The sequence below is a fragment of the Actinomadura luzonensis genome (assembly GCF_022664455.2).
In the GTDB taxonomy this organism is placed as follows: Bacteria; Actinomycetota; Actinomycetes; order Streptosporangiales; family Streptosporangiaceae; genus Nonomuraea; species Nonomuraea luzonensis.
This window is the reverse complement of sequence record NZ_JAKRKC020000002.1, coordinates 2,481,706-2,493,807: the sequence shown is the minus strand read 5'-3', so window position 1 is coordinate 2,493,807 and position 12,102 is coordinate 2,481,706. Positions and strand designations below refer to the sequence as shown.

The 12,102-nt window shown below is 77.6% G+C and carries 12 protein-coding genes; 6 read left to right on the top strand and 6 right to left on the bottom strand.

The features are described from left to right. Positions 1-165: 165 nt before the first annotated feature. From MF672_RS41940 to MF672_RS41930, 3 genes are read left to right on the top strand one after another with little or no spacing between them, the layout of a single operon-like run. Positions 166-960, top strand: coding sequence for a carotenoid biosynthesis protein (locus MF672_RS41940; protein ID WP_242381978.1), 795 nt, complete (start codon positions 166-168; stop codon positions 958-960). A gap of 40 nt (positions 961-1,000) precedes the next feature. Further along, the gene (locus tag MF672_RS41935) at positions 1,001-2,452 is read left to right on the top strand and encodes a phytoene desaturase family protein (protein ID WP_242381977.1); all 1,452 of its coding nucleotides are present in this window, start codon (positions 1,001-1,003) and stop codon (positions 2,450-2,452) included. Then, positions 2,449-3,672, top strand: a complete 1,224-nt coding sequence (locus MF672_RS41930; protein WP_247815701.1) for a glycosyltransferase family 2 protein — start codon at positions 2,449-2,451, stop codon at positions 3,670-3,672. The genes MF672_RS41935 and MF672_RS41930 overlap by 4 nt, the downstream gene beginning before the upstream one ends. Here MF672_RS41930 and MF672_RS41925 read toward each other — a convergent pair. Beyond that, complete coding sequence (locus MF672_RS41925; protein WP_242384060.1) at positions 3,623-4,219, bottom strand: glycerol-3-phosphate acyltransferase; 597 nt, start codon at positions 4,217-4,219, stop codon at positions 3,623-3,625. The genes MF672_RS41930 and MF672_RS41925 overlap by 50 nt on opposite strands. Between MF672_RS41925 and MF672_RS41920 the strand changes: the two genes are divergently transcribed. Then, positions 4,194-4,898: a spheroidene monooxygenase gene (locus MF672_RS41920; protein ID WP_242384059.1), complete on the top strand. Its 705-nt coding sequence runs from the start codon at positions 4,194-4,196 to the stop codon at positions 4,896-4,898. The two genes, MF672_RS41925 and MF672_RS41920, sit on opposite strands and share 26 nt — an antisense overlap. A 14-nt stretch (positions 4,899-4,912) precedes the next feature. Here MF672_RS41920 and MF672_RS41915 read toward each other — a convergent pair whose 3' ends face one another. The 4 genes from MF672_RS41915 to MF672_RS41900 are packed head-to-tail and all read right to left on the bottom strand — an operon-like array spanning position 4,913 to position 9,650. Continuing rightward, the gene (locus tag MF672_RS41915; RefSeq protein ID WP_247815700.1) at positions 4,913-6,013 is read right to left on the bottom strand and encodes a phosphate acyltransferase; all 1,101 of its coding nucleotides are present in this window, start codon (positions 6,011-6,013) and stop codon (positions 4,913-4,915) included. Next, on the bottom strand, positions 6,010-6,909 hold the full coding sequence (locus MF672_RS41910) for a phytoene/squalene synthase family protein (RefSeq protein WP_242384098.1): 900 nt from the start codon (positions 6,907-6,909) through the stop codon (positions 6,010-6,012). The genes MF672_RS41915 and MF672_RS41910 overlap by 4 nt, the downstream gene beginning before the upstream one ends. A gap of 24 nt (positions 6,910-6,933) precedes the next feature. Beyond that, positions 6,934-8,394 carry a phytoene desaturase family protein gene (locus tag MF672_RS41905; RefSeq protein ID WP_242384097.1) on the bottom strand — a complete coding sequence of 487 codons (1,461 nt, stop codon included), beginning with the start codon at positions 8,392-8,394 and terminating at the stop codon, positions 6,934-6,936. After that, the gene (locus MF672_RS41900; RefSeq protein ID WP_247815699.1) at positions 8,394-9,650 is read right to left on the bottom strand and encodes a polyprenyl synthetase family protein; all 1,257 of its coding nucleotides are present in this window, start codon (positions 9,648-9,650) and stop codon (positions 8,394-8,396) included. The genes MF672_RS41905 and MF672_RS41900 overlap by 1 nt, the downstream gene beginning before the upstream one ends. Before the next feature lie 150 nt (positions 9,651-9,800). Here MF672_RS41900 and MF672_RS41895 point away from each other — a divergent pair, with 150 nt between their 5' ends. Both MF672_RS41895 and MF672_RS41890 read left to right on the top strand, forming a co-directional pair. Next, on the top strand, positions 9,801-10,754 hold the full coding sequence (locus MF672_RS41895; RefSeq protein WP_242381906.1) for a MerR family transcriptional regulator: 954 nt from the start codon (positions 9,801-9,803) through the stop codon (positions 10,752-10,754). A 92-nt stretch (positions 10,755-10,846) separates the two neighbouring features. Beyond that, entirely contained in the window at positions 10,847-11,386 is a 540-nt protein-coding gene (locus tag MF672_RS41890; RefSeq protein WP_242381905.1) for an RNA polymerase sigma factor, read from the top strand. Positions 11,387-11,423: 37 nt separating this feature from the next. Here the strand turns inward: MF672_RS41890 and MF672_RS41885 are convergent, their stop codons facing one another. Then, positions 11,424-12,074 (bottom strand): TetR/AcrR family transcriptional regulator, encoded by a 651-nt coding sequence (locus MF672_RS41885; RefSeq protein ID WP_242381904.1) that lies wholly within the window; start codon positions 12,072-12,074, stop codon positions 11,424-11,426. Between the last annotated feature and the right edge of the window lie 28 nt (positions 12,075-12,102).

Sequence of the window (12,102 nt, the reverse complement as noted above, 5' to 3'; positions counted from 1 at the left end):
ACATGCGAGGTTACTAGATCGGGCCTACTGATGCGCTCGCATCATTTGCTATCTGGCAATTGGTTGATGATTGTGACATCTGACGGTCTTGGCGCTCTTGGCGAGGGTCGGCGGCCCGGCCTGAGCTGATGCATCCGGACGCGCGGCGCGCCCGAAAGAGAAGGTGTGGGTGAGACGCGAAGCGCGCCGGTGACGGCGGTCCCGGCCGCGGCCGGGACGGCGCGGGCGGTCGGGCTGACGGCGCTCGTGGTCATGGTGGCCTGCCAGGTCCTGTCCGGCATCAGTCCCGAGCCGGTGCGGTACACCGGGATCGTCGTGGCGGTGCTGGCGGTCAGCGTGCTCGGCTTCACGGCGGCGGCCTGGGGAGCGCGGCGGGCGGCGGCCGGGTTCGCGGCGGCGGTGCTCGCCGGGTACGCGGCGGAGGCAGTGGGCCTGCGCACCGGGTTCCCGTTCGGGCACTACCGCTACACCGACCTGCTGTGGCCGCAGCTCGGCGGCGTTCCCGCCGTGGTGGCGCTGGCGTGGGGCGGGATGGGGCTGGCCGCGTACGCGGTGGCGGCGGCGATCACGACGGGGCGGGCCCGGCCGGCCGTGGGGGCGCTCGCGCTGACGGCGTGGGACCTCTTCCTCGACCCGCAGATGGTCGGGCTCGGCCTGTGGACGTGGGCCGAGCCGGGCCCGTACCGGGGCATCCCGCTGAGCAACTACGCGGGCTGGCTGCTGGTGTCCGCGCTGGTCATGCTGCTGCTGCGGCGGATCGCGGGCGACGCGCCCGCGCGGGGCGCGGTGGGCGTCTACACCACGATGGCGGTCATGGAGACGGTGGGGTTCGCGGCGGTGTTCCAGCCGCCGGACCCGCTGGTCGCCGCGGCCGGAGGGATCTCGATGGGCGTGTTCGCCGCGCTGGCGTGGCGGCGGCTGTGGCAGAAGGGGAACGGATGGCGGCCGTGGCAGAGGTGACCGCTCCTGGCGAGGGCGACGCGGTGGCGGGGGTGACGACGTGACGGACGTGATCGTGGTCGGGGGCGGCGTCGGCGGGATGGCGTCGGCGTTGCTGCTGGCCGGGCAGGGGCACCGGGTGCGGCTGTACGAGCGGCTGCCGCGCCTCGGCGGGAAGCTGGCCGAGCACCGGCGCGACGGGTTCTCCTTCTCCGAGGGCCCGTCGCTGCTGACCATGCCGGGCCTCTTCCGAGACCTGGGGCTGCGGCGCGCGTTCGTGGAGCCGGCCGAGCTGTGCCGCTACCGCTTCGCCGACGGCAGCGTGCTGACGGCACGGCGGGACCCGGAGCGCATGGCGGCCGAGGTGGACCGGCTCGCGCCGGGCGAGGGCGCCGCGTGGCGGGCCTTCCACGCCTGGGCCGAGGGCTGCCTGCGGGCGGCGGGCCGCACCTTCTTCGCCGGGCCGCTCGGCCGCCCGCCGCGTGCGGCCCGCCTGGGCGACCTGCTGGCCGTGGCGCCCGCCGCCACCCTGGACGGGCTGGCCCGCCGCTTCTTCCGCGACCCGCGGCTGCGCCAGTACGTCGGCCGCTACGCCACCTACGCCGGCTCCAGCCCGTACCGCGCGCCGGCCGCGCTGGGCTGCGTGCCCGCGCTGGAGCACGGCGAGGGCGGCTGGTACGTGCCCGGCGGCCTGCCCCGGCTGGCCGAGGACCTGGCGGGGCTGCTGAAGGAGGCGGGGGTGCTGGTGCACCTGTCCGCGCCGGTCGAGGCCGTCACCGCGCGCGGCGGCGAGGTGACCGGGGTGCGGCTCGCGGGCGGCGGTCACGAGCGGGCCGGCGTGGTGGTGGCCGGCGTGGACGCCGCCGCCCTGTACGGCCGCCTGCTGCCGGACCGGCGGCGGCTGCGCCGGCTGGCCGGGCTGGGGCTGTCGTCGTCGGCGTTCCTGCTGATGGCGGGCGTCGAGGGGCGCACGCCTGGGCTGGCGCACCACACGGTGGTGTTCTCGGGCGACTACGAGCGGGAGTTCGCCGACATCTTCGACCGGCGCGAGCCGCCGGACGACCCGACGATCTACGTCGGCTGCTCGGCCGTGGACGACCCCGGCCAGGCGCCGGCCGGGACGGAGAACTGGACGATGCTGGTCAACGTGCCCGCCCGCGATCCCGGCCGGTGGCGCATCGGCGTGGACGCCTACCGGGACCTGGTGCTGGAGCGGCTCGCCGGGCGCGGCCTGGACCTGGCCGGGCGGCTGCGCTTCGTGGACGTCCTCACGCCGGCGGACCTGCGCGACCGGTACGGGGCCTGGGCGGGGGCGATCTACGGCAGCGCCTACCGGGGACGGCTGGCGCCGTTCCTGCGGCCGGGCAACCGGGGGCCGCGGCGCGGGCTGTACCTGGTCGGGGGCAGCGTGCATCCGGGAGGGGGGCTGCCCATGGTGACGCTGGGGGCCAGGATCGTCGCCGGGCTCGTCCGCGAGGACTTCGGCGACCCGCGCGAGGCGGCGCTCCGATGAGCCGCCGTCTCGCGGGGACGGCGCGCGCCGGGGGGCGGCTGCTCGGGGCGGCGCAGGCGGTGGCGGCCGGGGTGGTGCTGGCGCGGCTGGCGCGGGGCCGGCGGCGGCTGCCCCCGCTCCGGGCCGCCGCCGCGCCCGGCGCCCTGATCTCGGTGGTGGTGCCGGCCCGCGACGAGGCCGCCAGGATCGGGCCGTGCCTGCGGGCCGCGCTGAAGGACCCGGCCGTCGCCGAGGTCATCGTCGTCGACGACCGCTCCACGGACGGCACCGGCCCGCTCGCCGCCGCGCTCGGCGCGACCGTCGTCACCGGCGAGCCGCTGCCCCCGGGCTGGGTCGGCAAGCAGTGGGCGCTGCGCCAGGGCGTGGCGGCCGCCCGCGGCGACGTCGTGGTGACGCTGGACGCCGACACCCGCCCCGAGCCCGGCCTGTTCGGCGCGCTGGCCCGCGCCCTGGACGGCCGCGACCTGGTCAGCGCCGCCCCGCGCTTCGCCTGCGACGGCCCGCTCGAACAGGCCCTGCACGCGTCGATGCTGGCCACGCTGGTCTACCGGTTCGGCCCGGTCGGCCGGGCGGACCCGCTCCCGCCGCACCGGGTGCTCGCCAACGGCCAGTGCCTCGCCTTCCGGCGGGACGCGATGACGGAGATCGATGGTTTCGCGGCGGTGCGCGGGCACATGACCGACGACGTGGCGCTCGCCCGGTTCCTGGCGGGGCGGGGCTGGCGGATCGGCTTCCTCGACGGCGGCGGGCTGCTGGAGGTCGACATGCACGACTCGACGGCCGAGCTGTGGCGCGAGTGGGGCCGGTCGCTGCCGCTCCGGGACGTCACCGGCGCCGGCTGGCGGGCCGCCGACCTGGCCGTGGTCTGGCTGACGGCGGCCCTGCCCGCGCTGCGCCTGGCCGCCGGCCGGCCGAGCCGGCTGGACCTGGCGCTGCTCGGCGTCCGGCTGCTGCTGACCGGCGCCCTGCGCGGCAGCTACACCCGGCCGGGCGCGGCCCTGCTGCTGTCGCCGCTGCTGGACCCGGCCGCCGCGGTCCGCCTCACCCAGGCCACGCTCCGCCCGGTACGGCGGTGGCGCGGCCGGACGTACCCGGCGAACCCGGCGAACCCGGCGAACCCGGCGGACCCGGCGAACCCGGCGGCCCAGGCGGCCCCGGCGGACCCGGCGGTCAGCTCCGGCGGGACGACAGCGCGGCCTGGCCGAAACGCAGCCCGATGAGGCACATCAGCGCCCCCGTCCCCGCGACCACCTCGGCCGGGGCGAACAGCAGCTGCAGCGCGGGCACGCCGAACACCGCCACCCGCGCCCCCACGGCGAACGACCGCGCCCCCAGCGCCACCGCCACCAGCGCCGCCACGGCCAGCGCGAACGCGGGCGGGCAGATGACCGCCACCCCGCCCGCGAAGGTCAGGATCGACCGCCCGCCCCGGAACCCGGCGAACACCGGCCAGGCGTGCCCCGCCATCGCGGCCGCCACCGCCAGGTACACGGGCACGACGCTGTCCCCCGCCACCACCCCCGGCCCGGTCGTGTGCCCGCCGCTGAGCAGCAGCGCCGCCAGCGCGGCGAGCGTGCCCTTCAGCGTGTCACCGGCGAACACCGGCACGGCCGACCGCCAGCCGAGCTGCTCCTTCACGTTCCAGAAGCCGGGATTGCGGTCGCCCACCGCGCGCGGGTCGAACCCGTGGCCGCGCGCCAGCAGCACCGCCACCGGGATCGACCCCAGCAGGTAGCCGACGATGACCGACAGCACCGCTGCACCCATAGCCTCGTTCCACCTCATCCGTTACGGCTCCGTGGACGCCATGCGCCACATGGCCTTCGACCGCCCGCTGCTGCGCGGCACCGCGGGCCTGACGTTCTGGCGGCTGCTCGGGACCGGGCGCGGCCGGTCGATGTCGCTCGGCGCGGACCTGCGCCGGTGGGCGCTGTTCGCGGTCTGGCGCGAGGAGGCCGACCTGGAGGCGTTCCTCCGCGCCTCCCCCGTCGCGGCCCGGTGGCGGGCCGAGGCCGACGAGCGGTGGCAGGTCCGGCTGGCGCCCCTGTCCGCGCGCGGCACCTGGGGCGGCCGCTCCCCCTTCGGCCGGCTCGCCGGCGGGCGGCGGGACGGCGGGGGCCCGGTCGCGGTGCTCACCCGCGCCTCGATCAGGGCGCGGCGGCTGGCCGCCTTCTACCGTTCGGTGCCGCCGGTGGACCGGCTGCTGGCCCGGCAGGACGGCTGCCTGGCCTCGGTCGGGGTCGGCGAGTGGCCGCTGGCCCGGCAGGCCACGTTCTCCCTGTGGCGGGACGCGGCGGCGATGCGCCGCTTCGCCTACGGCGACGACGCGCACCTGCGGGTGGTGGACCGGGTGCGCCGGGACGGCTGGTACAGCGAGGAGCTGTTCGCCCGGTTCGTCCCGTACGGCAGCGAGGGCACCTGGAACGGCGCCGACCCCCTGGGCTGACCGGCGGGCGGCGCTCATGCCGGTTCCGGCGCGGCGGCGAGGCCGGCGTCCACCCGCACCCCGGACAGCGCGTGCGCGACCACGCAGGCGCGGGCGATCGTGGCGGCGCGGGACGAGCCGTGCGCGACGACCACGGTGCCGCGCAGCCCCAGCAGCGCCGCGCCGCCGTGGGTCTGCGGGTCGTAGCGGCGGGCCACTCCCGCCAGCGCTGCCGGGTCGGCGAGGCCCGCCTGGGCGACCATGGTGAGCGCGGTCCGTACGCAGCCCTCGACGTTCTTCAGCACGACGTTGCCGGTGAAGCCGTCGGTGACGATGACGTCCACGGCTCCGGAGAGCACGTCGTGGCCCTCGATGTTGCCGTGGAAACGCGCCGGCTGCCTCCGCAGCAGCTCCTCGGCCCGCCGGGCGAGCCGGTTGCCCTTGCCGGGCTCGGAGCCGATCGACAGCAGCCCGGCCACCGGGTCGGGCACGCCCAGCACGGCGCGGGCGTACCCGGCGCCGAGCAGCGCGAACTGGGCCATCATCTCCGGCGTCGGGTCGGCGGTCGCGCCCGCGTCCACGAGCACGCTCGCGCCGCCGCTCAGCGCCGGCAGCGCGATCGCGAGCGCGGGACGCAGGACGCCCTCGGCGCGGCCCACCAGCCGCACGGCCTGGGAGACCACCGCGCCGGTCGAACCCGCCGACACGAACGCGGCCCCCTCCCCCCGCGCGAGCAGGCCGCAGCCGACGGCCAGGCTGGAGCCGGGCAGCGCCGGGCCGCCCGCGCCCCGCTCGGCCATGGGGACCGCGTCCGGGGCGTGCACGATCGGCAGCTCGCTCGGCGGCGTCGCGGGCGGCCAGCTCGCGGGCCAGGTCCGGCTCGCGGCCGACCAGGACGACCGGCACGCCGTGCGCGCGCCACGCCGCCACCGCCCCCGCCACCATCTCGGCCGGGCCGTGGTCCCCGCCCATGGCGTCCAGCACCACCGCCCCGCCGCCGGCCCCCGCCCGCCCGTGGCGGCGCCGGAGTCCCGGCCGCCCGTGGCGGAGTCCCGGCCGCCCGTGGCGGAGTCCCGGCCGCCCGTGGCGGAGTCCCGGCCGCCCGTGGCGGGGCCGCGGCCGTTCGCCGGGGTCACGGCAGCTCCACCCGGACGCGGCGTTCGTGGCGGCCCGCCTCGGCGGAGGCGAGCAGGTGGCGGGCGAAGGCGGCGGCCTTGCGGCGGCGCGGCACCCGTACGCGCCGCTCCAGCACCGCGAAGCCGCCGCGCTCGATCTCCACCAGGATCCCCCCGTACAGCTCCACGGCGGCCCGCACGCACGGCCGGGACGAGGCCACCAGCAGGTCGATGCCGGGCGCCGCGGCCCGGTAGTGCTCGCGGGCCCGCCGCGCCTCGAAGGCCAGCAGCTCGCGCACCGCCCGCCCCGTCCGGGGGCGGCCCAGGTCGGCCGGCTCCACGCCGAACGCGGCGAGGTCCTGCGCCGGCAGGTAGACCCGGCCCCTGGCGTGGTCCTCGGCCACGTCCCGCAGGAAGTTGGTGAGCTGGAAGGCCAGCCCGAGCTGCCGCGCCGGCTCCCGCGCGGCCCGCTCCTCGCCGGGCAGCGCCTCCAGCACCGGCAGCATCATGGTGCCGATGACCGCCGCCGACCCCTCCATGTAGCCGAGCAGGTCGTCGTAGGTGGCGTAGCCGGTCACGGACAGGTCGGCGCGCATCGCGGCGAGGAAGGAGTCCACGTCGGCCCGGGTGATCCCGAACGAGCGCACGGTGTGCAGGAACGCGGGCAGCACCGGGTCCGCGACCGGCTCCCCCGCCAGGCCGCGCGCGGTGCGGTCGCACAGGTCGTCGAGCGCGGCCCGGCGGTCGGCGGACATGGTGAAGGAGTCGACGATCTCGTCGGCGTAGCGGGCGAAGCCGTACAGGGCGTGCACGTGCCGACGTTTCCACGCGGGCAGCAGCAGCGTGGCCAGGTAGTAGGAGCGGCCGTAGCGGGCGTGCAGGCGGCGGCAGCGTTCGTAGCTGGCGGTGAGAGTCAACGGGTGTCCTTCGGCGGGTGTCCTTCAGCGGGATGTCAGGATGCGTTCGGCGGCGAGCCGGCCGGAGATCAGCACCGGGGGGACCCCGACGCCCGGCGCCGTGTGCATGCCGGCGAAGTGCAGCCCGGGCACGCGCCTGGCGACGCCGGACGGGCGCAGCCACGCCGTCTGGGTGAAGCGGTGGTCGAGCGCGAACGGGGTGCCCGCCGTGTGCCCGAGCGCGGCCCAGGCGGGCGGGTCGAGGACGAGGCGGGGCGCGGCGGACAGGTCGCCGTAGCCGAGCGCGGCCAGCCGGGCGAGCAGGCGCTCCTCCAGGCGCGGCCGGAGCCGGTCCCAGTCCGCCGACTCCAGGTTGGGCGCGGGCTCCAGGACGCTGAGCGTGACGTGACCGGGCGGCGCCGCCTCGCCGTCGCCCGCCGGGCAGGTGACCAGCAGGCTCGGGTCCGGCTGCGGCCGCCCCGCCTCCAGCGCCGCGAACGTCTCCCGCCACTGCCCCCCGAAGTGCAGCGTGTGGTGTGCCTGCCCGGCCGGCGGCCGGTCCAGCCCGGCGTGCAGCACCAGGCAGGACGGCGAGTGGCGGGGGCGGCGCATCCGCCAGTCGGCGGCCCGGCCGGGCAGCAGCCGCCGGGCCGCGTACCGGTCGCAGGCGACGACCACGTGCCCGGCGGGCAGGCGTTCGCCGTCCTCCAGCAGCACGCCGGTCACGCCGCCCGCGCCGGTCTCGACGCGGGCGGCGCGGACGCCGTACCGGACGGGCGCGCCCAGCTTCTCCAGCAGGGCGGCCAGCGCGGACGGGACCGCGTGCATGCCGCCGCGCTCGGGGAAGTACACGCCGCCGACCGTGTCCATGTGCGCGATCACGGCGTAGATGCCGAGCGCGCGCTGCGGGGACAGGCCGACGTACAGGGACTGGAAGGTGTGCGCCTTGATCAGCCGCTCGTCGGAGAGGTGGCGGGCGGCGAGCCGGTCGAGGCGGCGGAAGCCGCCCAGCGCCGCCAGCCGGGCCAGCGCGAGCGGACGGGCCAGGCTGCCGAGCCTGGTCATGTCCGCGTCGATGAACGCCGGCCACTCCACCGCGAACAGCTCGCCGAGCAGCCGCCGGTACCGCAGGTAGCGGGCGGCCTCGGCGGGCCCGCACAGCTCCCGCACCCGCTCGGCCATCGCCTCGCCGTCCGGGGTGACGTCCAGGTGGGTGCCGTCGTGGAAGGCCAGCCGGTAGGCGGGGTCGAGGCGGCGCAGCGGCAGCCAGTCCCGCAGCTCCTCCCCCGCCGCGCCGAAGGTGTCGGCGAGCGCGCCGGGCATGGTCAGCACCGACGGGCCGGTGTCGAACCGGTACGGGCCGAGCCGGGCGGTTCCGCAGCAACCGCCCGGCTCGTCCCGCGCCTCGACGACGGTGACCTCCCGCCCGGCCGCCGCCAGCCGCACGGCGGCGGCGAGGCCGGCCAGCCCGGCGCCGATCACCACGACGGGGCCGGTCCCGGCCATCAGCGGCTCCTGTCCGTGGCGAGGACGGTCAGCTCGGTGAGCGCCCGGCGGGCGTCGGCCGGCAGGCCGGGCACCTGCCCGAGGGCGGCGTCCGCCTCCTCGGCCAGGGCCGCGATGCGCCGCTCCGCCAGCTCCAGCGCGCCGCAGGAGACGATCAGCTCGCGGGCTGCGGCGACCAGCCCGCCGTCGTCCCCGGCGGCGGCCGTCCCGCCGTCGCCCCGGGCGGTGGCCGTCCGGTCGTCGTCCCGGGCGGCGGCCGTCCGGTCGTCGCCCCGGGCGGCGGCCGTCCGGTCGTCGCCCCGGGCGGCGGCCGTCCGGTCGTCGTCCCGCGCGGCGGCGACGGCGTCCAGGAGGGCCGCGCCGGACGGTCCCGACCGTTCCCTGGCGACCGCGACCAGGTGGTTCGGCTTGCCCTGGCGCAGGTCGCCGGCCGGTTTCCCGGTGCGGCCCGGGTCGCCGAAGACGCCGAGCACGTCGTCGCGGAGCTGGAAGGCCTCGCCCAGCGGCAGCGCGTACGCGCTCAGCGCCCGCCGGGCCGCCGGGTCGCCGCCCGCCACGGCGTGCCCCAGGTGGAGCGGCCGTTCGATGGTGTACTTGGCCGACTTGTAGAGCGCGATCGTGCGGGTGCGGGCGGTGTCCGCGCCGCCGGCGGCCGTGGCGGCCAGGTCGAGCTGCTGGCCGGCGGTGACCTCCACACGCAGCCGGGTGAGGACGTCGAGCGCGTCGGCCAGGTGCGGCCCGGCGCCGAGCAGCGCGGCGTCGGCCCAGGCCAGGGCGAGCAGGGCGAGCAGGCTCGCCTGCGACTCGCCGTAGCGTCCGGGCTCGCCCCGCAGGCCCGCCCGCCGGTGCTCGGCGGCCAGCGCGACGTGCGCCGCCGGGCGGCCCCGGCGTTCGGCGGCCTCGTCCATGACGTCGTCGAGGAGCAGCGCCGCGACGTGCACCAGCTCGACGGCGCACGCGGCGTTCAGCACCGGCTCCAGGTGCTCGCCGGTGCCGCCGGCCGCCCGGTGCCCCCAGTACACGAACGCCGGGCGCAGCCGCTTGCCGCCGTCGCGGGCGAACGCGGCCAGGTGGCGGCGCACCAGGCCGACGCCCTCCGCGCCGAGGAAGCCCAGCCGGGCGAGCTCCTGGTCGAGCAGGTCGTCCAGGCGCCGCTCGACCAGCTCGCGCACCCGGCTCATCTCGGTGCTGGTCTGTGGGCTGCCGATCTGCGGGCCGCCGGTCCGCGTGCGGGCCGGCGGGGTCACGGTGGTCATGCGTGTCGTCTCCTTGTCGGTATATAGGTCTTCGCGAAGGCATCCCCCGCCGGTTGCATCCGGGGGTCGGCGGATCGCGAAAGGATGGTCACGGGAGTCCAGAAACGGGTCCGGACCAGCGGGACGAGCACGGAGAACGAGGGCACGGCGGTGAGTGAGGAAGAGGCCGGGTACGGGATCGGGGCCGTCTCGCGGCTGCTCGGCGTGCCCGCGCCCACGCTGCGCACCTGGAACCTGCGCTACGGGCTCGGCCCGAGCCGGCGCAGCGCGGGCGGCCACCGCCGCTACGACTCCGGCGACCTGGACCGGCTGCGGGAGATGCAGCGGCTGATCGCCGAGGGCCTGCCCCCGTCCGAAGCCGCCCGCCGCGCCCGCCGCGCCCGCACCGCCACCCCACCCGCCGGCTCACCGGCCGCCGCCGCGCCCGGCAGCACGACGCCCGCCAGCACGACGCCCGCCACCACGGCGACCGCCAGTACGGCGACCGCCAGCACGGCGACCGGCGGGGCGACGGCGCTGGTGCGGGCCGCGTACGCGCTCGACAGTCACGCCGTCACCGCCCTCCTGGACGCGGCGCTCGCCGCGGAGGGGGTGCGCTCCACCTGGGAGCGCCTGGTCCTGCCGGCCTTCGACGCGGTCTGCCGCCGCCAGGACGGCACCGGCGCGGGCATCGACGTCGAGCACCTGCTGTCCGACCGCCTCCTGGCGGCGTTGCACGGGCACGCGCTCCGGCAGGCCCCGGGCCCCCGGGGCCGACGTCCGGTGCTGCTCGCCTGCGCCGAGGAGGAGCAGCACACGCTGCCGGTCCACGCGTTGTCGGCCGCGCTGGCCGAGGAGGGTGTGGAGACGCGCCTGCTCGGCGCCCGCACCCCTTACGCCGCGCTGGCGCACGCCATGCGCAGGCTGCATCCGGCGGCGGTCTTCCTGTGGTCGCAGCAGGAGTCGACCGGCGACACCGCGCCGCTGGCGGGGCTGCCGCGGCTGCGGCCGGCCGCGCGCCTCGTCCTGGGCGGCCGGGGCTGGCCGGAGACTCTTCCCGCGGGCGTGATCAGGGTAGATACCTTCCGCGAGGCTCTGTCCCAAATCCGGCGGACCCTGCCTTGATCGTGTCTTGCCCCCGATGACATTGTGCCGCCCTTCCCTGCTCCGCTATGAATAAGTTTTGAATAGGTTTTTCCAGGGGAGCGGGACAAGCCATGGGGAACACTTCGGCGAGCAGCCACCAGCGGCCCACCGGCCGGACCGACGAGGAGACCTTGAGCGACAGCTACCGCGCGCACGCCCCGGCCCTCCGCTCCTACCTGCGGCGCTTCATCTCGCCGCAGGACGTGGAGGACCTGCTGCAGGTGGTGTTCGCCGACGCCTGGCGCTCCCGCGGGCGTTACGACCCGGGACGCAGCCAGGCCGCCTGGCTGTACGTGATCGCGCACCGCCGCGCCGTGGACCACCTCCGCGTCCGCCGCCTGGCCACGGTGCCGCTGGACGCCGTGGCCGAGGCGGCGGCGCCCGCGCAGCGCCCGGCCGACGAGGAGGTGGCCGACCGCGACCGGGTCCGCCGCGCCCTGGCCGCGCTCTCCCACGCACAGCGCCAGGTGATCGAGCTGGCCTATTACGGCGAGCTGACCCAGCAGGAGATCGCCGAACGGCTCCGCGTCCCGCTGGGCACGGTCAAGGCGCGCACCTCTCGCGGCCTGCACAAGCTGTCGGCCCTGCTGTCGGCGGCCGAGGCCGCCTGAGCAAAAAGGAGCGCCGCCCGGGCGGAGCGGGCGGCGATCAGCGCGCGCCGGGCTCGACGGCGGTGTAGCGGCGCAGGTCGGCCGAGGTGGAGCGGGGGCCGGGCAGCGGGGTGGCACGGTCGGCGCGCAGCCCGTCGAGGACGATCTCCACCACCCGCGGCAACCCCTGCCCGCCCGGCAGCCCCGGCGGGGCGTAGACGTGCAGGGTCATGATCAGCGCGAGGTCCACGGGACCGACGTCGGCCCGCAGCGCCCCGTCGGCCTGAGCCTCCGCGATCATCCCGAGCAGCCCCTCGGTCACCCGCTCGCGCAGCTCGTGCTGCTCCTCGCCGGCGCGCATCCGCTGGTGCAGGACGGGGTCGAGCTTGGCCGACAGCTCCCCGAGGCGCAGCTCCGTGCAGCACCGCAGGAACCGGCAGAGCGCGTGCCAGGCGTCGGGCTCCTCGCGCCGGGCGGCCTCGGCCAGCTCGGCCATGCGCCGCAGGCCCGCCTCGCCGACGCCGCGCAGCAGCGCCTCCCGGTCGGGGAAGCGCCGGTAGAGCGTGCCGATGCCGACGCCCGCGCGCCTGGCCACCTCCTCCAGCGCCACGTCGACGCCCTGCTCCAGGAACAGCTCCTGGGCGGCGGCGAGGATCAGGTCCCGGTTGCGGCGGGCGTCCGCGCGGAGCCCCTGCGTTTTCCCATCCATCTGGACGATTTTCCTCCACTTGAGGTAC

Coding starts and splice junctions, on each gene's coding strand:
- MF672_RS41930 (WP_247815701.1), top strand. CDS start 2,449: ATGAGCCGCCGTCTCGCGGGGACGGCGCGCGCCGGGGGGCGGCTGCTC.
- MF672_RS41920 (WP_242384059.1), top strand. CDS start 4,194: ATGACCGACAGCACCGCTGCACCCATAGCCTCGTTCCACCTCATCCGT.
- MF672_RS41925 (WP_242384060.1), bottom strand. CDS start 4,219: ATGGGTGCAGCGGTGCTGTCGGTCATCGTCGGCTACCTGCTGGGGTCG.
- MF672_RS41905 (WP_242384097.1), bottom strand. CDS start 8,394: ATGGCCGGGACCGGCCCCGTCGTGGTGATCGGCGCCGGGCTGGCCGGC.
- MF672_RS41900 (WP_247815699.1), bottom strand. CDS start 9,650: ATGACCACCGTGACCCCGCCGGCCCGCACGCGGACCGGCGGCCCGCAG.
- MF672_RS41890 (WP_242381905.1), top strand. CDS start 10,847: ATGGGGAACACTTCGGCGAGCAGCCACCAGCGGCCCACCGGCCGGACC.
- MF672_RS41885 (WP_242381904.1), bottom strand. CDS start 12,074: ATGGATGGGAAAACGCAGGGGCTCCGCGCGGACGCCCGCCGCAACCGG.